This window comes from Bacillus sp. FSL R9-9492 (assembly GCF_038007365.1).
Taxonomy (GTDB): domain Bacteria; phylum Bacillota; class Bacilli; order Bacillales; family Bacillaceae_G; genus Bacillus_A; species Bacillus_A mycoides.
On record NZ_JBBOXC010000001.1, the window covers coordinates 2,989,036 to 3,013,030 of the forward strand.

The window sequence follows — 23,995 nt, forward strand, 5'->3', positions numbered from 1 at the left end:
GGGGGATCAACTGCCCGTAAAAGCCCGATTGGTTCAACTAATAATCAATGGGGGATGCCCCCCACTGATTAAAGTTTCACTTTATATGTTAATTCCCTGTCTCCCCTTTAAAATTATCTCGCCATCTTAAAAATTTCACTTCTAGTAAACGTACGAGTGAGTCAGAAAACTTCCCAACAAATGCAAAGATAATAATACCGACAAATACAATATCTGTATTTGAAAATTGCCTTGCATCCATAATCATATAGCCAATACCTTCAGTTGATCCCATAAGTTCTGCTACTACTAAACTCACCCATGCAACCCCTAAAGATAATCTTGCTCCAAGTAATAGGTTCGGCAATGCGGCCGGTAAAATTAATTTCGTAATTAACTTTCGTTTACTAAACTCTAACACTCGCGCAACATCAAATAGCTTTGAATCTACACCACGTATTCCTAAAAACGCGTTTACGTATAAAGGAAAAAATGCACCGTCCGCAATTAATAACACTTTCGATGTTTCGCCAAAACCGAACCATAATACGAATAGAGGCGCAACAGCTAAGTGAGGAACAGTTCTTAACATTTGTACAGAAGGATCTAAATATTGTTCACTTCTCGTTGAAAATCCGACAATTGTTCCTAAAATAATTCCTAGGCTCCCACCGATAAAGAAACCGGCTGCAGCCCTGAATATACTAATACTTAAATGGCTAAATAATTCCCCTGTTTTTAAAAGCTCTTGAAAAGCTAGAAATATATCTAATGGCGTTGGTAAAACTGTTTTAGAAACAAGACCGAGTACGCCAGCTAACTGCCAAATAATTAGTATGATAATAGGTATAGTAATTGCCCTTATTACTGCTTTCAAATTCGTCTTCCGCACTTTCTTTACCTTGTTTTTCTCAATCGTTATGCTCGTTGGTTTAATAACAGCTTTCGTATTCTCCAATTTACAAAACCTCTTTTCACTTCGCCTTTAATGCTTTTTCTACGAAAGAATTATCTACAACTTTATCTGTATTAATTTCTTTCTTTATAGAACCGAGCTTATATTGAAAATCTGCTGTCTTTTGTTGTTCCGCTATTATTTCTTTCGTTACTGGAACTAAAATTGGTTTGTCGTGATTAAACACTTCTTTTACAATTTCTGCATCTATTTTCTTTGCAGAAGTATATATTTTTATTGCTTCATCTAAATTTGAATCTTGCCATACACGTGCTTTTTCATAAACTTCAAGGAATTTCTCAACTAATTCTGGATGCTCTTTCGCAAATTTTGTTCTTGCAATTAAAAACTCTGGAGAAGAAACATTCAATGTTTCACCATCTGCAATAACCTTTGCCCCTTTATTTAATGTATGTAGCGAAATAAATGGATCCCATATTGCCCATGCATCTACTGATCCTGATTCAAATGCCGGCTGTGCTTCATCTGGTTGTAACTGAATGACATTTACATCTTTCGCATTTATACCTTCTTTTTCTAATGCTCGATATAATAAATTAAATGCGCTACTTCCTTTTGCTACTGCAATTTTTTTACCTTTCAATTCTTTTACACTCGTAATCTTGCTATCTTTTTGAACGAGAATTCCAGTTCCTTTTCTCGCATAACTTGTATTGGCGATTTCAGTAAATCCAATTCCCGCTGCTTGTGCTGAAATGACTGGAGAATTCCCAACTTCACCAAAGTCTAATCGATTTGATGCGATAGCTTCAAAGTAAGGCGGACCGCTTTGGAACTCTGTCCATTTTACTTTAACTCCTTCTTTTTTAAATTCCTCTTCAAACCACCCCTTTTTCTGTGCCAGTAATAGTGGACTTAATCCTTGTTGTATACCAATTTGTATAGTTACATCTTCCTTCTTACTACTTGCTGTGCTTTTTTCGCATCCTAATAAAAATAAAGATATAACTAATGCAAAAGAAAGAATCTTACTTTTTTTATACATATATAATCCACTCTTTTCCTATATACTTGTTTGAATCAATCCCCCGTGTTCAAACTGCTGCAATATTTTCGTACGAATTTCTTGGAATAATTCCGAAGTTTTACTACGTGGATAAGATAAATTATTTTCAATCACTTTATGTATTTTTCCAGGCTTTGCACTCATGATGATAATTCGGTTTGAAAGATATATCGCTTCGTCTATATCATGAGTAACAAATATCATTGTCGTTTTCTTCTGCTCCCAAATATTCAGTAGTACTTCTTGCAAATGACTTCTAGTAAAAGCATCAAGTGCTCCGAATGGTTCATCAAGTAATAATACATTTGGATCCCTTAATAAAGCTCTCGCAATCGCAACACGTTGTGACATCCCGCCTGAAATTTCTTTCGGATATGATTTTTCAAAACCATCTAATCGAACGATTTCAACCCATTCCTTAACCTTATCTTTTACATACTTATCTTTTAACGACAGATCTGCAGCAATATTTTCTTCAACTGTTAACCATGGAAAGAGTCTATGCTCTTGAAATATAAACCCTTGCTTCTTACTCGGTTTTGTTATGTGCTCCCCATCAATAATAATTTCACCTTCAAAATCGTTGTCTAAACCAGCAACAATTTTTAATAATGTACTTTTTCCACAACCACTCGGACCAATTACTGTGACAAAATCCCCTTTCTCTAATTGAAAATTAATATTCTCTAATACTTGAACAGTACCAGTTTGTTTCGAAAAATATTTTGATACCCCATTAATTGAAACAGTCACTTCTTCCCCTCCTTGAAATGATTCATCTAAATAAATAAATTCGGTATTTATGCAATAAAAAAACCAAAGGCATTTTATCAATAGATAAAATGCCTTTGGTTTCTCCAATCAGCAATACGTTATAGAATTAACTACATATTATACAAATTTTTCCGATGAGTCAACTAGGTTTTAACAAAAGAAACATATTACCCCTCTAAAACATAGTTACTTTTTGTTTGAAATACAGTTCGATTTAATCTATTCAAAAAGTTAATACATTTTAAAATCCTCTAATTAAAAAAACACCAGCAATCATTACAATTAAACCAAATATTTTTATTGGTTTAATTCGAGTCTTGAAAGAGTTAAACAATCCAAATTGTTCTACTATCAAGCTACCTGTGATTTGACCAAATAAAACAAGAACAACCGTTTGCCCGTTTCCAATCTGATCAACCAGATATACATTTATTAGAACATAAGCTCCGCCTATTATCCCCCCTACCCACACCCACCAAGGAGCTGACTGCTTTATTGGATTTTTAATATTTGTAATGGAGCGATCCATTATCCCCACAACTATAATTAACGTTATGGTACCAACAGCAAACGAAACCAATGCGGCATGAGAAGAAGAATGTAAAACCTTTCCTAACTCACCATTAATAGCGATTTGAATAGCTAATAGCATTCCTGCCATAATGCCTACTAAACGCCAAATCCATTGATTTAGCATGTTTTCTTGATTCTGTCGGCCAGTTTTCACACCTTGTATAACAACAGCTAAAAAAACACCTATTAATATTAGTAGGACACCAATAATTCGGTTCAGTCCGAAAGAATAATACGTTGAATTAAACCAACCGTAATGATCTATTAACATACTCATCAAAGTCATTCCTAAGATTGGCATAATTGACGTTTGTACACTTCCTAGTTTAGGAAATAAAAGTATATTCGTAGTTAAAGCAAGTGCACCACAAATTCCTCCTAGCCATATATAGACAGGTTGACTTAAAAATAACTCTACTGAAATACTTAACGGAGCACCAGAAACTGCTATTGTGACTATTAAGAAGATTACCCCCACAATAAAAGATATCATCGAAGCTAAAAAAGGAGATATTACAAATTTTCTTAATTGAGAATTGATGGCTGTCTGTACAGCGAACACCCCTCCAATACTTATAGCTAAAAGTATTGCAAACATAGATATTCCCCCAATTTTTTAGTCCTTAACAACAAGTGCAAAATAGCGGCATCGAATAGATTAAAACACCGTTATACATGCTCTTTTAGTTATATTAATAAAAATTGTTTAGTTCTTTGTTTCAAAGATATTTTTCACTTACTATTTTTTCTGATCCTTTATCCACTGTAACCAATAAGAAAACTCACATGCTAAATGCATTTGATGCGATTTAATAAGGCTATTAGGACAAAGCGATGGGAACTCAACTACTAGACTTACTTCTATCCCATTATCAGTATCTTTAAATTGATGTCGAACTCCACCAATAATAGTACCATCTTTCATACGTGCAACACCTGTTGATTGATATTGATAAGACATGTCTCTAGGTGTTTTCAATCCTGTTTCATCACCAAAAACAATGAAAAACTGAACTGGGAACGGAGAATTACCCGTCGTTTCGATAACCTCTAATTCATTTTCCCCAAAGGGTCTTAGTACATAGTGATCAGGACAAGCCGATAAATTCACTTGATTATTTTCACGTGATTGTTCAAGCATAAAACTATCAATTCCATTTATCGCTTCTTCTGCCGTAATCCCATCTAAATAGATACTTGTTTTTGAAAAATTTCGTCTATCGCCGGATAAAACCGTACAAATACGCATACCGATCTCACTTAATTTAAGTTTAGATTTCAACTTATCATACATTTCATTGTATGAATATCTCAACTTTAGTTCCGTTAGTTTTTTTATCATAACGTCTGTATCATTTAATTCCAGCTCTTTATGTCCTAATGTATTTAAAACTTTTTTAATCCGTTCTCTTTTCCACTTTGTAAGTTGTTCATTCGAAATATTGTTTCCATCGATCATAATTTTCATATACATTCTCCCTCTCTTTGATCGTATCGTAGTGTAGTTAATACTAAATTAACCATTTCTTGCTTCGTATCTAGATTCAACTTTACTTCTGAATGAGCAATACTACTAAGACCGTATAAAATAAATCCAGAAGCTAATAATGAGTTATCAGTATTAAAATTCCCAGTTTTCACTCCTTCTTCAATTACTTGTTGAATTAATGGTTGAATTCGTGTGAATAATTTCTGTTCCAGTTGAAAATGTTGTTCCGTCTGAAAGGAACTCACATTTTTATAGGGTGCTAATTTTTCAATAAATGTCCAAAATATATTTAGAGAATCTTTCATCTTCTGCATGACAGACCGTTCATTTGAGATTAGTATTTCTTCGATCAACTCCATATTTTTAACAATAAACTCATTTAAAACTTCATCAACAAAATTGTCTTTAGACTTGAAGTAATAATAAAATAAGCCCGTTGCTACACCAGCATGGTTCACAACATCTTTTATGCTAAATCCTTTCATACCTTTTTTCATATATAGTTCAAAGCCAATATCCATTAACTCTTGGCGTCTTACATCTGGTTCTTTTGATATTCTTTTCATACGTCATCTCCTACTATTTTTTTCACCACGACTGAATCCGATTCAATCATAAACGACTGAACTAAATTCAGTCAATCTTTTTTAATAAAAATTTAAAATTAGTTTCGAAACTACGCATACAAATTCGTAAATGTATTGCGATTTTCTTTGCTTACTAAATCACTCCAAAAAAGAGTAATCCGAAGAAATATGCTTCTAACCTTAGATTTATCAAAAAAGTTAGATCATATAACTTCAGACTACTCAATTTCATTAAACACATATTTTTTTCAAGTCGATTACAATTTATTTTAGCAACACCATTTCTGTCTCTATAATCATTTGAGGGAGCGACTTTTGAATTATATCTTTTAATACGTGAAGAGCTTCATTTACATAGCCATCTTCAAAACTCTCTATAGGCTCAGGTAATTCATCCTCATCCAATATAAAAAATTCTCCACTTGGAAGTACCATAATATCAAGGATCAAATCTTCAAAACACACCACTTGGTCCGTTATATATGTATTCTTTACAATATTAAAATAAGAACCTAGATAACCCCCATCCTGATCTCTCCAAACGTATAAATTATATGGACGATTTGCCCAGTAGTATGCAATTGTATAACTTCCTTTCGGGATCGTTAACTTCGTATCGTTCGCTGCCATTGTAAAAGAGTACTGTACTTCATGATATAAAACAATTTTGTCCTGCTGCGCTTCTATTAGTAAACAAGCATGGTCTACGGTTGTACCATCATATCGGATTTTTCTTTCAATAATTTCAATGTCTGACGTACGTAAGTAACTCATTTTTTTATTTCCCCTTTTATTTTAGTTCTTTCATTATATCCCTTTATATTTCCACTAAGAAAGCGTTCAGTCAATTTGTTTCTTGTTTTTAAAGATAAAATCCATAAAATCTCATTTTCTACTCCACAAAAAAGCCCCTTCTAAATTAGAAGGAACTCCAATAGTATTATTCATGTTTCAACTTCTCTGTAACCATATCATAAAATTTCCGCTTCTCATCAACATTTAAGTGAACACGACTTACTGTTTTAGAAAATCCATATAACAACTGCGCTTTAATTGGCTCTTTTAACGTTATTTCAAAAGTTGGAGGTTCCTTTATAAATTCCATAACAGTTGCGTCAAGAACCTCTTTTTCTTCTTCTTTCTTTAAAGGTTCGCCTTTATAAAACGCAATGTTATCAATTTGTGTAAATGATATAACGATTTTCTTTCCTAATCCAATTTGAATAATCACTTTTTCTTCCGCAACGATAATTGGATTTTTACGCATTGCTTGGATTTCGGCTAAAAAATAAAACATCGCATATATGTTCAAGATGAGTAAAATCCAAGCAATAACTGGATTCCATTGATGAAGTAAATAATGAAAACCGATACTTTCAATTAATGTTGCATGAATAATCATGATATAAACACCTATTGCACCGGTCTTTTTATGATATGAGTATGTGGATTCACTTTCTAATACTTTTACACGCCACGATAAAAAAGCATAATAGAGTAATTTACACTCTGTTAGAATGATATTTACTGTCTTACTTCTCTTCATATTAGCATCAAATGCTGCATCAATCGCATAAGAAAATGAAGAATACTCACTTCTATATTCTTTATATCGTTTTATTATTTTAGGAAGTACTCTTATAATTTTATATATAAGAAACAGTTCAAAACATACGAACACAATTTCTCCAGCAACTATTACATACGAAACAAATGAAAAAGCTTGTAAATAATCACTAGGAATTATAAATCTTGCGAATACATATCCAGCTATAACTACAGGAAACATATACGTTAACGAATATCTTTTCCGTATAAAAAAGAAATATGTGATGACTGGAATTACAAACATAAAATCTAATAATGAACCGAGGACTACTTCTTTCGGGGCAGCTGGCACTATTGGAAGGGCATACAATAAATAGTTTGATAACATAATTAAAGATACGAGTCCAATCCAAATGCCTTTTTTCCTTCGTGAAATTGATGGATTCATTCCTTCTCTCCTCTATTCAAAAACCTCATTTAAATGGTCTTTATAAAATGAAATAGTACGTTCAAATTCTTTTACCTCATCTACTTTCACAACTGTCTCTAACAGTAATTTCATCGCTTCTTCATGTTCGTTTACGTTATATTTTGCTAATGATAAAAACACTTTCATCACGTCATTTTCCGGGAACTTCTTTATCCCTGCTTCTAATACAGTAATCGCTTTATCATATTCCCCTATACAACGATACGTACTGCCAAGACCGATATACGCACCGCGAAGGGATTCACCATCAAGTCCGTTCGCAATTGCCTGTTCATAATACGGAACCGCCTCCATTTCAAGACCCATGGCATCATGTATCCAAGCGCATTGATATAGCACTTCTGCATCCCTCGTAAAGTTTGTTAGTCCAATTAGTATATCTCTTGATTGCGCATATTTCTTTTCATTTCTAAGTTTAATAGCTTGCTTTAATAAATGTTCCATAGGATCCACTCCTCACAAATTGTTCATTATGTATATATCATGTATTACACATTTACGAGCAGCTAATGGCCTATTCTATTGATTCAATTTAATAATTAGTGAGGGATACGTTCCCCCACTAATTTAATATTAACTCCATTATATACTATGCGACTACAGCTCTTTCTAAAAGCTTAAATTTCCATAGCAGTAATACGATTGCATAAATGCTCTAACATATTGACAATTTCTTTTGCAGTTTCATCTTTCCCATTACATAACTTCACAGTACCATCTTGTCCAATAACGTGATGCACAGCCCCGCGAGAATATAAAGAATGCGGTGAGTTCGCTACCATTACACTTGCTTTTGCATCTTCCATCCTTTTGCTTGCTCTTTCAATAAGTTCTGCTTCATTTACATCACTTTCAAGTTTAAAGCCGACGAGTATCGTTTCTGGATCCCAATTCTTTATTTGTTTTAATACTTTTGGTGCTTTTTGAAAATGAATAATCGGTGCGATATCACTTGAAATCTTTCCGTTCATATTAAGAACAGTTCCATCTTGGTCACAAATCTTTTCGACAACCCAATCTGAACCAGCAGCAGCCATAATAACTGCATCTACTTTTTCATGTGTGATAATACTTTTCATCTTATCTTGTAAATCAATAATCCCCTCAAATGGGTGCAATTCTAATTGGTTATTTACATCACTTGGCTTCTCCGCAAAATAACCGTGTAAATATATAACATGTGCTCCTTTTGCCATAAGCTCTTCCGCCATAATTCTCCCAATCGTACCTTTTGCTAAATTTGTATGTCCGCGTACTTGATCCCATTTTTCTAGGCAGCCACCACTCGTAATTAATATCTTTTTCCCCTTCATCATAACCATCCCTTACTGATTTTTCGTACGAAACCACTCTACACCAAAATCAACTACATCACGTTGCTTCATAAAGCGGCACGTTGCATTTCCTATCTTCCCAAGAGTAACAGTTCCTTTCCGTTCGAACTCTACTCCAATTTCTACAAACGTATCAGACTCGTAGTCCATTTCAACAAACTCTTTCCATACTCTTACACCATTTTCTATAATAGGTGCACCTACTTTTATTAATTCCCGTGCACCTGTACGTACTTCAGATAGGTGCATAGACGTATTGGAATCATATCCGACTCCAATTAATAATATGTATCCATTTAAATCATATATTTTTCTTAATGGTGATTCTTCTCCCAAGCTCATTGATAGCGAGTGATTCATTGTAATTTCCTCTGCATGTTTCCCCCATGCGGCAAAACTTCCTAGCGGATGATTGCTGCGCGATACATTCGGATATGTACGAAAACACTCAACTATTTTCCCCATTGCCCTTGTTGGTGTTGTATTTGGGTTGAATGCCGGAACGCTATCTCTAATAACTTGCCACCATTCTTCTGGTACAGGTGGTCTTCCCCAATGTTTCGGATCGGATAAATCCGAAGATTGTGTTGGCATAATTATTGTTCCCTCTTCCGTAACAACCTTCATTAATGCCTCTACTACGGCCACCGACCCACCGGATATCCAACCGAGAGAACTTAATGATGAATGAACAATAATTGTCATTCCTTTTTCTACTCCTAATGCTTTTAAATCGTTTGTAATTGTTTCAATTGTATTTGGAAATTGTGTACTCGCCACTATTTCATTCATTTTCACGATGGTTCCCCCATTTTGCTTTAAACTAATACATAAATATATTATCATATTTTTCTTAATTTTTAACATAATCATTTAGATTACTATACACCTACACTCTTAATTTAAACTTTATACTCATATGAAAGAGCCCCTCACAAATGTGGTCTTATCCCTGTCAAGTAGACAGTATTAAAAAGACTAAGCAGCCATCGAGATTCGATATTCTATCGGAGCTCGATGGTTGAGTCGTTTTTGGAACCGTTTATAGTTATAAAAGTAAATATATTCTTCAATTGCTTGTATTAAATCTTCTTCTGTTTTAAAATGATTCAAATACAACATCTCCGATTTAAAATGGGAGAAAAATGACTCGATACAGGCATTATCATGGCAGTTTCCTTTGCGAGAGTGGCTGCCAATGATACCTAAATCTAAAAGTCGTTTGTTGTAGGCATGAGATGTGTACTGGAATCCCTGATCTGAATGGAGAATGGTTCCACGCACATCTCTTTTTTGTGCCAACATTTCAATTGTATCTAATACAAGTTCATTATCATTGCGCTTGGATATTTTCCAAGAAACAACTTCGTTATTATAAATATCTTGGACAACAGAAAGATACCGAAATCCCTCTTGGAATCGTAGGTACGTAATATCTGTAACAAGTGCTTCATTTTGTTGACGATCTTTAAATTCACGGTTTAAAACATTCGGAAAAACATTGGAATAGTTCCCTTTAAAGAAGCGACGCTTCTTTCGAATAATAGATTGAATGTTGAGCTCGCTCATTAAGCGATATACTTTTTTATGATTTATAAAATATCCTTCTTCCTGTAAAGCGATTTTCATACGTGGATAACCATATTCCTTGTGCTTTACATGAATAGATTGTATTACTTTTTTTAATCGTTTTTCGGATGCTAGTCGCATGTTTTTCATGCCTTTTGTATGAATCCACTTATAGTAACTTGAACGATGTACACCAGCAAATTTCGTAAGCCACCTAACTGGATATTTCCCCTTTAATGATTCAATGATATGATATCTCTCTTTATATTTTAGTACGCCTCCATTTACAGATTTGGATATTGCTTTTTTAAATATTCAACCTGAGCCTTATAGTAGTCGCGTTCCTCTTCAACGGTATTGAAATGAACACGTTTGCCTTTTAGAGGATTTGGTATCCCTTTCATTCCACTGTTTTTTCCACGTGTATCTGTAATTTCACCACATTCTTTATATTTTTTCACCCAATTTTTAAGTTGAGTAGAACTTCTAAGCTGATATTTTTCCTTTATCGTATTGTAACTTCCTTCTTCGTTTAAATAACTTTGAACAGCTGATAACTTTAATTCTTCTGAATATATATTAAAAGTTAAGCCTTTTTTAGTCATGAAAAATCCCCTCCAAGTAATAGTGTAACATCCATGTATGTACATGGTCTTTTTACACTGTCTACCTAAAGGGGATAATATCAAATGATGGGCTCTTTGTTAATTACTTTTTAATTCAACTGTTGCTACCCTTCAATCGTAACCCCAGTAAACATTGATAAATTCCCGGTTATTCTTTCTCCTACTCGTAAAAACAGTCCTGCTGCTCTTCCGCTAATACAATGAGAACCGATAAGAAGTTTACCAGTATACGGTCCATCCCATGTATCAATTGTATAATCAGGCATATCTACGTATTGCTGATATATTTTTCGTTGTTCAAAATAATACTCTGTTTGATCTTCAGCTAATAGTTCATCATTTTCGTATATAGATACTCCTCCACCTTCACGGCCATATAAAGGTTTAGAAACATATGATTCATTTCTTTCTAAAAATGGCTTATTTGTAAAATATGTTGGTAGGAAGTATTTATTAATAATATTACGCTCTTCTTCTTCAAAGAAAACCACTTCTTCATAAAGCTTCCAAATTAATGCGAGTACACTTTTGTTTTGCATAACAAAAGCAGCCGGTGGATTGATAATTCGCACTCTTCCTTGCGCTATATGATTTAAAAATTGCAGACCAATTCTTTTTCCATTTTTATCAATATCTGAAACTAAATATTCAATTGGATACAGTCGATATAAATAATGGATTCGCTCACCACTTGGCGTATATATACCATCATCTGCAACGACGATATCTTGTATGCCAACATATTCCGTGGACTGATCTAAGCAATAACTTCTTAAAAATTGAACTGTTTGATGATCTTCATCATGCCAATCGTAGCTTGTAAAATAAATCGTTTCGTCAGGACTTATTTTGTAATCATGTTTAATTTGTTCCCATGCCTGCACAATATGCTCCTCAATGTGATTCGGATGATTCACATCGTGATAACGGCACAACACTTCATTTGCGACAGACGGTTCTAAATAACCTGTTGGTGTATCACAATTTACTTCTATTAATTTAATATCATCACCATTTACGATAAAGTCAAACCTTGTAAAATATGAAAATAAACCAGTATGTTTCATTCTCGCAATTTCCCACGTTTCAGGCGGGAATCCAAGTTTTTGAAAATCTTCAGTCGTATTTACAATATATTGATACGTTCTATATAACACATACATAATTTCTTCCGTCGCTTTAGAAATTGCAGTATATGTACGTACTGGCATCCGGTACATACCAGTTGCCATATATTGATTCCATTCTTCATTCTCTAAAAGACTTGGCCACGTAAATCCATTTCTACTAGCCTCTTCTGCAAGAGAAAACCATACTTTCATATACGCTTCCTGTTCTTGTTCTGTATACATTTCTCCATTATCCTTTCAAATTAGGATCCAGCTGGTGCTTTTGCGTTTCCAATTCCACTTGAACCAGAATTCACTTTCGGCGTTTGCGTAGTAGATGATTTTGACGTGTTTGAATCTGTTGTTACTTTATTTGAACTATTCGGTTGTTCTTTATTTAAATCTACTTTTTTTGAAGAATCATTGTTGCTACTAGTTCCGCCGTAATACCCACCACCACCGCTGCCACCAGTTCTCCGTTCATCTTTTTCACGGTATGGAATAATATTATTTGCATATGGTTTCTTTATAAGATTTGGTTTCGCATTACTATACATATTCGACGTCTTACTTGCTAGTAAATAGCCAGCAACGAACGGAAGTATTGGCAGATGGGAGCTCTCATTATTAAATGAAGCAGGTGAATTATTATCTCTGCATAATTCTTCTTTTTCTATATTTTCTATCGTTGGCGCTTTATCATCACAATTTAATGCTTCTTGTTTGCTTTCTTGCTTCGTACCATCTGTTTTTACCGCACTACTTTCTTTTTGTGCGCTCTCTTCATCATTATCAGCACATCCTGTTAATAAAAAAGATGACACTCCTATTGAAGCTGCAATTTTCACAAATTTGCTTTTATCCATTCTCATGTGTTATACACCTAATTTCTTGTTTATCTATATTTTACCAATTACCTTTATTATATAATGTAATCATCATTTTTTTCAAACTAAACTAAATATGTAAAATTACATATTTCGCATACTTTTAAACTGTTCATTCTCGAGATAGCAATGAAATCTTTCCACCCCCGGATATTTTTCTCCCAGACTTTTAATCTTAAACCTACACTTTTTATAAAATTCGACTGCCTCTTCGTCTGTCTCTGCCTCTATATATGTCAACTCATACTTCCTAATTATTTCTCTTATCATTTGAAGTGCAATTCCTTGATGACGATATATTTCATCAACAGCTATGTGACACATTCTCGCTCTATTTGTATCAATTAATACAATACCTATGCACCCCATATTCCCATATTTATATAGTACTGCATGATCGTTTTCATACAATAAAACTGCTTTAATTAAGCTTACTTCACTCGGACCGGTCGCATGCTTTAATACTTTTTTAATGGGATCTATTTCTAAATACTCAACACGTTGTAACATCCTATCTCCATCCTTTCTCATGAAAAAAGATTAGCTCTTTATTGAAAAAGAGCTAATCTTTTTATGCCGTTATTTTCTCTTCTTTTTTCACAACTACAGCTACATAACTATGAAGTATCATTCCGACAATTACAAGACTCATTCCAACCCACGATAAAGAAGACGGAATTGGAGCCGATAACCAGAGCAGCTCTCCTACTAATGCAAATAAAACTTCACCAGACTGTGTCGCCTCGACTGTTGCTAATTTTTGCGGATCATCTTTTACAAGATCTGTCGCAAAGAAGAATAATACCGTTGCGATTAACCCTGAACTAACTGCTACAATAAAACATTGGAAAACTTGACTACTTGACGGTAGTCCGCCTGTTGATACTTCATAACCAGATAGTAAAAACCAAAATGGTAAACTTGCTAATGTCATACCGAGAACTCGTTGGAAGACATCTAATTCGCCCTTACATACTTGCATCATTTTTCTATTTCCAAGTGGATATGCAAACGCAGCAATGAGTACAGGAACCACACATAAAATGGTTTCACGAATCCCTAAAGAAGAAGCGTGTTCTACTTGCATAAGAACAACACCGAATAAAATAACGGCTGACATTACTAATTCTTTCATTGGAAGTTTTTTATGTAATGGGTCTACCGCAAAAAATGGTGTTAACAAAATCCCTGCAACTATTGTAATTTGCCAAGTCGAAGCGACAAGCCACCCCGGTCCAAACGCACCCGCGAAACTAAGCGGTGCATAAAAGAGACCAAATCCAACAATACTCCATATCAACCACTCTTTCGGATTGTTTTTCATATATTGCAAGAGTTGTTTTAAATTCCCCCTATACATGACAATAAGTAATAGCATTGGAACCATAAAGTAATACCGTAGTGATGCACTCCAAATCCAACTCCCGCCCCCTAAGTCCATCGACCGGTTTAACACAAAGGTAAAGGCAAAGAAAAAGGATGCCAATATCCCTACTGCAATAGCTTTCATTATAAAACCCCTTATATAGTTTCTTTTTCTACTATATAACAAAACGAATATAATTAATATTCAAAAATTTAATCATACATGCGGTCTACTTCTATATAACTTTCGTAATCGACTAATATGAGCTTGATGGTACCGATTACGATCGGCTATATACCATATTCCCCACCTTATAGTCGCATTTTCGCCCTTTTCATAAAAAACTTCTCGTGTTAAATCATTTTCTGTTAGTTTCATACATTCCTCATAAAACATACGTTGCACAGCTTCATAACCTTGCATTGATTCTTGTAATTTGTACTTTCTTAAACTAGGCAATTCTCCCATTTCATTCAACATTGGTTCATATTTATTTTCAAGTGCAGGCGGAACTCCCTCTCCTTTTAAACGGTACCCCCAGTGTAAATCGACTACTGCTAAATGCTGAAGTAGCTGTCCAATGTTATTTTCATTATTTTCAGACCCTTTATAGGATAGTTCGTTCTTTTCAATACCTTCGACTAACCTTTGCAATCGTTTAAATGTATCAGTAACCGTTGCATACAAAATTGCCACGTTGGGGTTCATATCTTTTTCTAAATGGAGATCTTTCGTGATAATATCCTTCCTTTAAAGAAACAACACCATATTTTCATCATCACTATACACACCATTCACCTTTATAGCTCTTTTTTCAATTCCATACGTTTTAAAGCCCATTGATTCATACAATTTTTTTGCTGGTTCGTTTGTAGATACAACACCTAATGTCAATTGCTCTAGTTTTATATCTCGCGCTCTTTGAATGGCATTTGTTATTAACTCACGTGCCAATCCGTTCCGCCTGTTTTGTGCATCTACATACATCGCAACGATATGACCTTTATGTTTATACGCCTCTCTCTCTTCTGTTAGTAAAGTGACAACTCCAACTAAATGATTTTCTTCATTAAATGCACCAAATGTACAACTAGTAGTAGCTGTTAAATTACTTTCCACTCGCTTAATAGGATTTTCCTGGCGAATCGCCTCTTCATAAGTTGTTATAAACGCCTCTGGATTTACTTGTAAAGCTTGTAAACGTAAGTCCCAATATTTTTCCGCATCTTCTTTCGTAAGTAATCGAATCATTTACCTATCCCCTTTAGTCAACATAATATTTTTATAATCTATTAAACAAAGATTGATATTCTTCTTTTAACATACTATAACGATAGCGATGAATGAATTTACCATGACGTAATCTATCATTTCTCATTATTCCTTCACAAACAAATCCTGCTTTTTCATAACTCTTTCTAGCTTGTAAATTATCTTCGTCTACACGTAGCCAAATTTTTTCTAATTCGAATACAGAAAAGCCAATTTGTAACATACTGTATAGTGCTGCCATTCCATATCCTTTACCCCAATATTCTTTATTTCCAATGGCAATCCCTAGTTCAGCATTTTTATTTGTTTGATCAAAGTTTTTTAGGTCTATCCATCCAATGTGTATACCTTCCTTTGTAACGATAGCTCGTTGTTCATAACCATTCCCTCGACTTATGCATGCTTCAATCCACCTTCTCGTATCTTCACGAGTGAACGGTGGATATTGATCTGGTACAACTAAATGCTTTGTTACTTCTGTATCTAATGACCATTGATATCGATCTTCTACATCATCTATTGTCAGTTCTCTTAATTGAACGAATGGTACATTCACTTTGCTATCCCCTTTTCATTTCCCTATAGAAAATCCTTCGAACATTCTTCCTCCGTATTGATCTAGCGTGTTTTCTACAAAAGTAATTAATTCATTTTTCTCCTCTGTTTTATAAAAATGATCAAAAGCCGCTACAAAATGTTCTGCATATTGCTCGTCATACCTTCTTAACACTCTAATAAACCATTTTGAATTTCCAAGCCATTGACCATTTACCCTTAAAACATATTCATGTACTAAATCAGCTAATAAATTGGCGATGAACAATTCTTCTTCTCTCTTTGTTGCACCAATGAAATCATCCAAGGTATCCGTAATAAAATAGCGTTTCTGCTTCATCGTTTCTTCTGACCATTTTTTTGGTCCTTTATTTAATAAATCATTCGCTTCTCTTTTAAGTGTCTCTACAATTTCATCTTTTCCTTTTAGCACAATCCCTTCTGAAACTAATTGAGGTAATGAAGGTCTCCCGCGCTCACAATCACTTTTAAAAAAGGTTTTATACGTTTCAAAATTATGTACGAATACTTCAACAGGCCAGCCATTACTATAGAAGGATTCTCTATAACAAGATGACAAACTTTGGTCGAATATTACTATATCAAGGTCAGATGTTTTCGTAGCCTCTCCTCTAGCCACACTTCCCCCTAGTAAAGCAACATCACAATTCGGAAATTGTGATGTGATTATGCTTTGTGCCGCTTCAATTGGTTTCATGGCCTTTCTCCTTCTCTTATTTTACTTTCTTCTTTTCAGCTCTTTCTCGTGTCTTTTTAATATATGATTCTGCATCTGGTGTTTTGCATGACGTTTCACCATGATCAACTTCTACTTTTCCAATTTCGCGTGCAATTTCAATTGCTTGTTGTTCTAAAGCTTCATTTCGAACCCCTATCGCAATTAAAGCACTATTCATTGCTTCTTTTTTTCTATTTTTTTCATTATGTATATGAACTTTAATCTCTTCTAAATACGGTAAGAAAAAGTCATCGTCTAACGTTTTATTTTTTATTGCGATATTCGCTAATAAAGACCAACCTGCTCTTCCAATCCATTCATCGCCAGATTTCGTCCACTCTTCCACTCTTTCTATCGCGATTGGTGAAGTGCATATAGCTGTCATAAGAACGTCCATTAAACAATAATAATCGACTTCTCCAACCCATTCATTTAGCTGATCTGACGTTAGTTTCTTCGGATCTAAAATCATCGTTGCTAAAGTCATTGCATCCATATTTTTCGTTTCCCATAGTGAAATTGATAAATCATGATCCTTTTTTATCTTCTTTTTTAACAATTTTAAATTCGCAAAACTAACTCCAAATAACGGCTCTTTCGCCCCATGGTTTTTATACGTCTTACGAGTTTGTTCTGTCCCATATTCTTCTAGTTGCTGCATTACTTCTTCAAGTAACATATGCCCACCTCTTATATATATTTCGTTGACTTCATATATGTATGTACGATATATTCTACATTACTTTTTGGTTTTCCTATATTTATTTTTAAAATACGGTATGTGAAATTTTTATTGATGTATTTTAAAACAACAAACATCCTCTTCCTTATTTTTCACACGGTTGTTCATTCACGCTCTGTATACAATACTCCTCTAGCGCATTCAACGGGTTTATTATGTTCCTTCCTATTATATTTTCTACCCTTGTAGCAGCGTCTACCATAGATAATTGTGCAACTGAAAGCATTTCGTTTCTATCTTTCATAATTTCATATAAATACTTTTCTAATTTAGCATCATGCTCTTCTTTACGACCTTGCATAATTAACTCAAATATCCCTTCTATCACTTCTACTTTTACATGTATGGATTTATTATTCTGCCTAGCGTATTGTTTTAAACGTTCCATCGTTCCTGAAACAGTGCGGTTATTTGTAAAAAGTATGGTCTGTGGCTCTTCAACCTGACAAATCATTTCAAAGAATGGTTCATCAATTTTCAATATAGGTATGTCTATTTTGAAATTCTCATCTAATAGCGTAATATAATCTGTACAAGTTAATAAAAGTGTATCTACATCACTTTTGGCTATATACTTTATAATATCTTTTAAATTATTTCGTGCTTGTTCTTTTTCAAAATCACAATCTTTTTTTAATATGCATGATAAGATGGGATCTACAAAATGGAGTATTTCGATTCCAAAAGATTGCAATGCTCGGTCAATGTATTCAATATTTGAATGATGAGCATGTAAACAAGCTAGTTTTTCCATACTTATCCTCCCTTTCTAAAGCAAAAAACATGAATAAACCATTTTACATACAGTTCCATTCATTTAATTCTTGTTTCATTTTTTCAAACCTGCAAAAAAGTGAAATCTTACATACTTTTTTACAAACTTTTTTGCGCTTGTAAAAAAGTTTTTTTGCATTTCCCCCTCTAAAATTGCTAATATAGTAGAGTAGAACTTTTATAGAGAGTAGGAAAATTATGCACAATGGAATTCGGATGACAACTTTAGTGAAAAGGGCTCTGTTGATTTGCGCTGGGGTATTATTTACATACGAAGCTGCTTACGGATCAACACATATCGCTCTAGCAAGTACAGAGGATGAAGCGAAATCTGTTCAACTTGTAAGTGAAATTCAAACGTCCCTTGCTCCGAAAGAAGCTCCAAAGCACTATAACGGGCAAGTTAGAAAAGTCGCTTACTTAACATTTGACGATGGTCCTGGAAAATACACAGCTGAGCTTTTAGATATGTTAAAGAGTGAAAATGCAAAAGCAACATTCTTCCTAATTGGTTCAAACGTAAAAGCTTTCCCTGATCTTGTAAAACGTGAAGATGCTGAAGGCCACTATGTTGGGATGCACAGTATGACTCATAACTACAAGAAACTTTACACAGAAGGTCATTACGTTGATGAAATGAAAGAAGACCAAGGCTTAATCGCTGGCGTTCTAGGAAAATCTCCAGTATTAACTCGTCCATCTTACGGCTCAATGCCAGGGTTAAATGAAGCTCTTCGCAACAAAGTTGTTGAAAATGGTTTAAAAGTTTGGGATTGGACAATTGATTCATTAGACTGGAAATACAACAAAATGCCAGTAGACGCTGCATCTGCTAAAATCGTAGAAAACGTTCTACATGGTGCTACAAACCCAACAGAAGTTATTCTAATGCACGATATTCATCCACAATCAGTTAAAGCAGTACCTGGAATTATTAAAGGGCTGGAAGAAAGAGGATATGAATTAGAAGCCTATAATGAGAACGAACACTTCCCATTAAACTTCTGGCATGATAATCGTATGTAATAAAAAGACTTGATTCCCTCTTGTAGGTTATCAAGTCTTTTTTTATCGTTTTGGGAATTTCCTTTGTTGCTCTTCAATAGAACGAATAATATTCTCCCTATCCTCTTGAGTTATACCGATAGAAAATTCGTATTCTTCTTCCTTACACCATGTGGGGTTAAGTTCCAGCGATAAGCGAATAACAATGTTAAACTCCTCTTCTTTTTCTCCCATAAATTCAAACGCTAAATTTGGTTCTATGAAATCTAGTTCGTTATATGTAGGGTTTGGTAAAGATTCAAACCATTTTATCATGTACTGTAAATCGTAAGTTTGTAAAAAAGGATCCATCGTTTCAAAAACTTTATTTTCTTCTGATAGTTTCGCTTTTACTCTTAACCAATTTCTATCACACTCGTCTTTTGCATCTTTATATTGGTAATTTACAACCTCTAAATGTAATGATATTTTTTCATTTTGAAAATTCATGCATAGAATCCTTTTATTTTACCCTATTTTGAAAATATACTTTTCTGTTTCAATATTGATCCTCAAGGAAAATCAAAAGATTTTACAAACAATCATAACACATTTTTTTCAAACCAATCCCTATTTCTTTTATTCAAATCCCCTCACTTTCTTACACTTTAATATTTAAATAAAAAGACTTGAATTCATAATTAGAATTCAAGTCTTTTTATGCTCTATTATTTAGAAAACATTCCCTAGCAATTTCGCAATTTCACTAATTAAAATACCAACAACAGCAAAGTCGGAATCACCGAATGTTGTATTTTCAAATCCTAATCCACCTAATATAGGTAGTAATATAGCTGGTAGGAATGAGATTAATAATCCATTTACAAAAGCTCCAAGTATTGCTCCTCGTCTTCCTCCAGTTGCATTTCCAAATACAGCAGCTGTTGCCCCTGTGAAGAAATGAGGGATTAATCCTGGCACTATTACACTTAATCCGATAAACGGAAGAATAAACATAGATAGTAATCCAGCAATAAAACTTGTTAAAAAGCCAATAATAACTGCATTTGGCGCGAATGGGAAGATTGTTGGACAATCTAATGCTGGTTTGGCATTTGGTACAAGTTTATCTGCTATCCCTTTAAATGCAGGGACAATTTCTGCAATCAACATACGGACACCAGCTAGAATAATATATACACCCGCAGCGAATGTAATTGCTTGCATGAATGAATACACGAGATAATTTTGTCCGTTACTTAATTCTGTTTCGATAAAGTTTTTCCCAGCAAATGGTGCAACAATAAAGAATAACACAGCCATTGTTAATGACATAGAAACTGATGTATCACGTAAAAACCCTAATGACTTCGGTACTTTAATTTGTTCTGTAGATTTTTCCTTATTTCCAAATTTACTACCAACAAATCCTGCTGCTAAATACCCAACTGAACCGAAATGACCAATTGCGATATCATCCATTCCCGTAATTTTTCTAACATACGGTTGAAGTAGAGCTGGAAAAATGACCATAAGTAATCCTAAAATAATAGACCCACTAATAACTAGTGAAGCGCCTTTCATCCCTGTAGTTGAAAATACAGCTGAAATTAAACATGCCATGAATAAGGTATGATGACCAGTTAAAAATACATATTTAAATCTTGTAAATCGTGCAATTAGTAAATTAGCAATCATCCCAAATACCATAATTAATGCCGTTTCTGTTCCTAAAGTTTGCTGTGCTATCGCAACAACAGCTTCGTTATTTGGAATAATCCCTTTAATATGAAATGCTTTATCAAATATTTTACCAAAAACATCTAAAGCCCCTATTAATATAGTGGCTCCGCCTCCTAAAACGACGAAGCCCATAATTGTTTTTAATGTTCCTGAAACTGTATCTGCAAAATTCTTTTTTTGCAATAGTAAACCACACATAGCGAACAATCCAACTAATATTGCAGGCTGTCCCAAAATATCTTTCATTATTAAATCAAACATAGCACTACTCCCCTTTCACCGTTTCTACATCAGGTGTTTTTGTAATGCTTCTTTAATTTCATTTAAATCTAGAATGTTTGTTAATCCAGCAACTGTGCGAGTACCATCTTCAAGGTTGCAAATGATATCTTTCGCACCTAAATATAGATCTGCTTGTTCTGATTTACTTGATGCTAAATCCGTATGAGAAACTTCAGCTTGCATACCAAGTTCAGTTAATATTTTCTTTACATTCATTTCTATAATAAAACTACTTCCTAATCCATTTCCACATACAACTAATACTTTTTTCATTTCAATCTCCCCTTTAATTAGAATATTTAGCTATCATTTCTAGCATTTTATCTTTTGAATTTGAATGCATTAACATTTCTATGTTCGTTGGTTCAGATAACATCTCACTTAATTGTGCCAATGCCTTCAAATGTGTCTCGTTATCTATAGCTGCTAATACAATAATTAAATTTACAGCATGCTCTTGTTTTTCTGAAAATAACACACCCTCTTTTAGTTGTAATAAACTCATCCCTAATTTTTTGACACCTGCTTCTGGACGGGCATGAGGTATAGCGATTTTAGGTGCAATTACAATATACGGGCCTAACTTCTTTACATTCGCAATCATTTCAGAAATATATTCTTCAGAAATATGTCCACTTTGTAATAAAGGTTCCGACGCAACACGAATTGCTTCCTCCCACGTCTCAACGTGATTCTCAAGCTCTATAAATTCTCTAGTTAATAGCTCGTTTAACATAGGCTTATATTTCTCCTCCTTATCAATATGTACCGGACCACTCATAAACTCTCTCAATTCATTTTTTAAAGATTTTTCATCTAAAATGTCTGTGTATTTTTGGATAATACCCATCATCATATCAACTGAATCATTTTGATTTTCGCCATATAAAGCTACATTGACTTTTCGTAGTAACGATGCTTTTTCGGAATCGGTCAAAAATGGATTTACCATAAAGATAGGAATTTTCCCCTTCTCCAGTTCAGTTGTAGTAATAATACAATCTACATCAAATGTATTTGATTCATATTCCCGCTTTGAAATGGCTTTTAAAATATCTACACTTGAAAACACTTGCTCTAATTGGTACTGCAACATACGTGATGTACCAATACCATTTGGACAAACAAGTAGCGCGGTTTTTCTTGGGCTGGGAACGATTCCCTCTTTCCTCATCCAAGCACCAAAGTGCATAGTAATATATGCCATTTCATCATCTGAAACTATTTTCCCAACATATTCTTCAAAATGATGAATTACTTTTTTTGTAAGAGTATATACTTCTTCATAATTTTGCTGGATTGTATAAAGTAATGGATTTTCTATTTCAATCCCGTACTTTACACGATAATATGCCGGTTTCATATGCAGATATAGGTCTGAAGCAAGACCTTTAAAATCTTGAAATATAACACAAGCATAATGTTGAAAATCCTTTAGCATATATCCGACCATTGAATGTATTCCATCAATCTCACTTTTTTCAAAGTCTTTTTGTTGAGCATTTACTTTTGCTCCTAACAAATGAGTCGTAATATAATAAATTTCATCTATTGGAAAATCCACGAAAAATACTCTTTCAAACTGTTTTGCAATATATTTTGCTGCTTCAAATTGTTTTGTTTCTCTTAGTACATCCTTTTCAGCATCTTCCATCTCAACACATTTTCCATTTACAATACGATTGCGGAATAAATACATGTAAACGCTTAAACTTTCAAGTACCTCATCTGTGTACTGGACCCCTAAAAGCTCTTCACAATTTGATAAAATATTTTTTATTATAAGAAGTTCCTCGTGATCTTTATTACCTTTTACATTTTTATTATCATTCGTAATATATTTCACATGCGATATTAAATATTCCCATCCATGCTTTGAAATTATTTGTGAAAGATTTAAGATTAATATATTTCGTTTTCCATGTTCATTCCCTATAATATTGTAGCCATGTTTACGATTAAAGTTTAATGCGAGCTTAAACTTCACTAACTCTGCTTTTATTTTTTTTAAGTCAGCAAGAGCAGTATTACGACTGACTTGCACAAGTTCTATTAAGTCTTCTAATAGAATCCTTTTCTCCATTGTTAGTATATAAAGAACCAGCAATATTTTTCGTTCATGTGGAGAATATTCATATTGGCTTGTTGTAAATCCATTTAACTTTTTTATCACTCTTTGCTTCGTTTCATTATCAAAACAGTAGCCTAAAGGGCGAATATATTCATATGAATTTAAATCCTCTGCAACTAACCAATCTTCTATTTTCTTCATATCATAATAAATTGTTCGCTTTGAAACTTGTATGACTTCCATTAATTGAGATACAGAAACATAGCTATCTGCTTGAATAATTTGCTGTAAAATACTTATACTTCGATTATCTAATATCATATATGATATACACCCTTTCTATACTTGTTCTTAAATAGAATTGCAAGTATAGATACTAACTTTGCAAAATTAGAGTTTGAAATCGCTTTCTATTAATATCTTATCTTGTATCTCTTCTAAAATTAAGTCCAAATTCTTGTTTATGCACAGTGCAATGATTGTACTTTCATTTAAAAATTTTACTATATACATGCGGCAT

General features: G+C 33.7%; 27 protein-coding genes. 1 reads left to right on the forward strand and 26 read right to left on the reverse strand.

All coding sequences use genetic code 11. The features are described 5' to 3' along the window. Window positions 1-88: 88 nt before the first annotated feature. From MKY70_RS15315 to MKY70_RS15420, 22 genes are all read right to left on the reverse strand, one after another. Complete coding sequence (locus MKY70_RS15315; RefSeq protein WP_341025005.1) at window positions 89-937, reverse strand: ABC transporter permease; 849 nt, start codon at window positions 935-937, stop codon at window positions 89-91. A 16-nt stretch (window positions 938-953) separates the two neighbouring features. Continuing rightward, complete coding sequence (locus tag MKY70_RS15320) at window positions 954-1,940, reverse strand: aliphatic sulfonate ABC transporter substrate-binding protein (protein ID WP_341025009.1); 987 nt, start codon at window positions 1,938-1,940, stop codon at window positions 954-956. Window positions 1,941-1,958: 18 nt separating this feature from the next. Continuing rightward, complete coding sequence (locus MKY70_RS15325) at window positions 1,959-2,714, reverse strand: ABC transporter ATP-binding protein (RefSeq protein ID WP_341025012.1); 756 nt, start codon at window positions 2,712-2,714, stop codon at window positions 1,959-1,961. 262 nt (window positions 2,715-2,976) lie between these two features. Beyond that, window positions 2,977-3,906 carry a DMT family transporter gene (locus tag MKY70_RS15330; RefSeq protein WP_341025014.1) on the reverse strand — a complete coding sequence of 310 codons (930 nt, stop codon included), beginning with the start codon at window positions 3,904-3,906 and terminating at the stop codon, window positions 2,977-2,979. 141 nt (window positions 3,907-4,047) lie between these two features. Continuing rightward, on the reverse strand, window positions 4,048-4,776 hold the full coding sequence (locus MKY70_RS15335) for a hypothetical protein (RefSeq protein WP_341025017.1): 729 nt from the start codon (window positions 4,774-4,776) through the stop codon (window positions 4,048-4,050). Continuing rightward, the gene (locus MKY70_RS15340; RefSeq protein WP_046954365.1) at window positions 4,773-5,363 is read right to left on the reverse strand and encodes a TetR/AcrR family transcriptional regulator; all 591 of its coding nucleotides are present in this window, start codon (window positions 5,361-5,363) and stop codon (window positions 4,773-4,775) included. Before MKY70_RS15340 ends, MKY70_RS15335 begins: the two co-directional genes overlap by 4 nt. Before the next feature lie 285 nt (window positions 5,364-5,648). Continuing rightward, a complete protein-coding gene (locus tag MKY70_RS15345) occupies window positions 5,649-6,158 on the reverse strand; it encodes a DUF402 domain-containing protein (RefSeq protein WP_341025021.1) in 510 nt (169 codons plus the stop codon). Window positions 6,159-6,324: 166 nt separating this feature from the next. Then, a complete protein-coding gene (locus MKY70_RS15350) occupies window positions 6,325-7,380 on the reverse strand; it encodes a hypothetical protein (protein WP_341025024.1) in 1,056 nt (351 codons plus the stop codon). 12 nt (window positions 7,381-7,392) lie between these two features. Beyond that, window positions 7,393-7,866, reverse strand: coding sequence for a tetratricopeptide repeat protein (locus tag MKY70_RS15355; RefSeq protein WP_131247658.1), 474 nt, complete (start codon window positions 7,864-7,866; stop codon window positions 7,393-7,395). A gap of 173 nt (window positions 7,867-8,039) precedes the next feature. Beyond that, complete coding sequence (locus MKY70_RS15360) at window positions 8,040-8,735, reverse strand: phosphopantothenoylcysteine decarboxylase domain-containing protein (protein WP_131247660.1); 696 nt, start codon at window positions 8,733-8,735, stop codon at window positions 8,040-8,042. A 12-nt stretch (window positions 8,736-8,747) separates the two neighbouring features. Then, window positions 8,748-9,548 (reverse strand): aminoglycoside N(3)-acetyltransferase, encoded by an 801-nt coding sequence (locus MKY70_RS15365; RefSeq protein WP_181458846.1) that lies wholly within the window; start codon window positions 9,546-9,548, stop codon window positions 8,748-8,750. A 186-nt stretch (window positions 9,549-9,734) separates the two neighbouring features. Further along, window positions 9,735-10,930, reverse strand: a protein-coding gene (locus MKY70_RS15370; protein WP_157380795.1) for an IS3 family transposase whose coding sequence is annotated in 2 segments (ribosomal slippage) — window positions 9,735-10,624 and window positions 10,624-10,930 — 1,197 coding nt in all. Because the reading frame shifts where the segments join, the coding sequence is not laid out codon by codon here. Window positions 10,931-11,055: 125 nt separating this feature from the next. After that, window positions 11,056-12,303, reverse strand: a complete 1,248-nt coding sequence (locus MKY70_RS15375; protein WP_131247662.1) for a glutathionylspermidine synthase family protein — start codon at window positions 12,301-12,303, stop codon at window positions 11,056-11,058. 20 nt (window positions 12,304-12,323) lie between these two features. Beyond that, entirely contained in the window at window positions 12,324-12,932 is a 609-nt protein-coding gene (locus MKY70_RS15380) for a hypothetical protein (protein WP_113735853.1), read from the reverse strand. Between the two features lie 99 nt (window positions 12,933-13,031). Then, a complete protein-coding gene (locus MKY70_RS15385; protein ID WP_131247664.1) occupies window positions 13,032-13,457 on the reverse strand; it encodes a GNAT family N-acetyltransferase in 426 nt (141 codons plus the stop codon). A 61-nt stretch (window positions 13,458-13,518) separates the two neighbouring features. Continuing rightward, window positions 13,519-14,457: a DMT family transporter gene (locus MKY70_RS15390; RefSeq protein ID WP_241875664.1), complete on the reverse strand. Its 939-nt coding sequence runs from the start codon at window positions 14,455-14,457 to the stop codon at window positions 13,519-13,521. Window positions 14,458-14,529: 72 nt separating this feature from the next. Then, on the reverse strand, window positions 14,530-15,021 hold the full coding sequence (locus MKY70_RS15395) for a DinB family protein (RefSeq protein ID WP_341025031.1): 492 nt from the start codon (window positions 15,019-15,021) through the stop codon (window positions 14,530-14,532). Window positions 15,022-15,063: 42 nt separating this feature from the next. Then, window positions 15,064-15,564 (reverse strand): GNAT family N-acetyltransferase, encoded by a 501-nt coding sequence (locus tag MKY70_RS15400; protein ID WP_131247670.1) that lies wholly within the window; start codon window positions 15,562-15,564, stop codon window positions 15,064-15,066. A 31-nt stretch (window positions 15,565-15,595) separates the two neighbouring features. Then, a complete protein-coding gene (locus MKY70_RS15405; RefSeq protein ID WP_283749579.1) occupies window positions 15,596-16,141 on the reverse strand; it encodes a GNAT family N-acetyltransferase in 546 nt (181 codons plus the stop codon). A gap of 15 nt (window positions 16,142-16,156) precedes the next feature. Next, the gene (locus tag MKY70_RS15410; RefSeq protein ID WP_131247674.1) at window positions 16,157-16,858 is read right to left on the reverse strand and encodes a nucleotidyltransferase domain-containing protein; all 702 of its coding nucleotides are present in this window, start codon (window positions 16,856-16,858) and stop codon (window positions 16,157-16,159) included. 16 nt (window positions 16,859-16,874) lie between these two features. Then, entirely contained in the window at window positions 16,875-17,558 is a 684-nt protein-coding gene (locus MKY70_RS15415; RefSeq protein ID WP_131247676.1) for a DNA alkylation repair protein, read from the reverse strand. A gap of 148 nt (window positions 17,559-17,706) precedes the next feature. Next, complete coding sequence (locus MKY70_RS15420) at window positions 17,707-18,375, reverse strand: hypothetical protein (protein ID WP_088035381.1); 669 nt, start codon at window positions 18,373-18,375, stop codon at window positions 17,707-17,709. 218 nt (window positions 18,376-18,593) lie between these two features. Between MKY70_RS15420 and MKY70_RS15425 the strand changes: the two genes are divergently transcribed. Continuing rightward, window positions 18,594-19,421, forward strand: coding sequence for a peptidoglycan-N-acetylglucosamine deacetylase (locus MKY70_RS15425; RefSeq protein ID WP_341025038.1), 828 nt, complete (start codon window positions 18,594-18,596; stop codon window positions 19,419-19,421). A 42-nt stretch (window positions 19,422-19,463) separates the two neighbouring features. Here MKY70_RS15425 and MKY70_RS15430 read toward each other — a convergent pair whose 3' ends face one another. From MKY70_RS15430 to MKY70_RS15445, 4 genes are all read right to left on the reverse strand, one after another. Beyond that, a complete protein-coding gene (locus tag MKY70_RS15430) occupies window positions 19,464-19,889 on the reverse strand; it encodes a WapI family immunity protein (RefSeq protein ID WP_131247678.1) in 426 nt (141 codons plus the stop codon). Between the two features lie 222 nt (window positions 19,890-20,111). Beyond that, window positions 20,112-21,383, reverse strand: a complete 1,272-nt coding sequence (locus MKY70_RS15435; protein ID WP_000459912.1) for a PTS ascorbate transporter subunit IIC — start codon at window positions 21,381-21,383, stop codon at window positions 20,112-20,114. A 24-nt stretch (window positions 21,384-21,407) separates the two neighbouring features. Further along, window positions 21,408-21,677 carry a PTS sugar transporter subunit IIB gene (locus tag MKY70_RS15440; protein ID WP_000757313.1) on the reverse strand — a complete coding sequence of 90 codons (270 nt, stop codon included), beginning with the start codon at window positions 21,675-21,677 and terminating at the stop codon, window positions 21,408-21,410. 13 nt (window positions 21,678-21,690) lie between these two features. After that, complete coding sequence (locus MKY70_RS15445; RefSeq protein WP_131247680.1) at window positions 21,691-23,796, reverse strand: BglG family transcription antiterminator; 2,106 nt, start codon at window positions 23,794-23,796, stop codon at window positions 21,691-21,693. Window positions 23,797-23,995 lie beyond the last annotated feature (199 nt).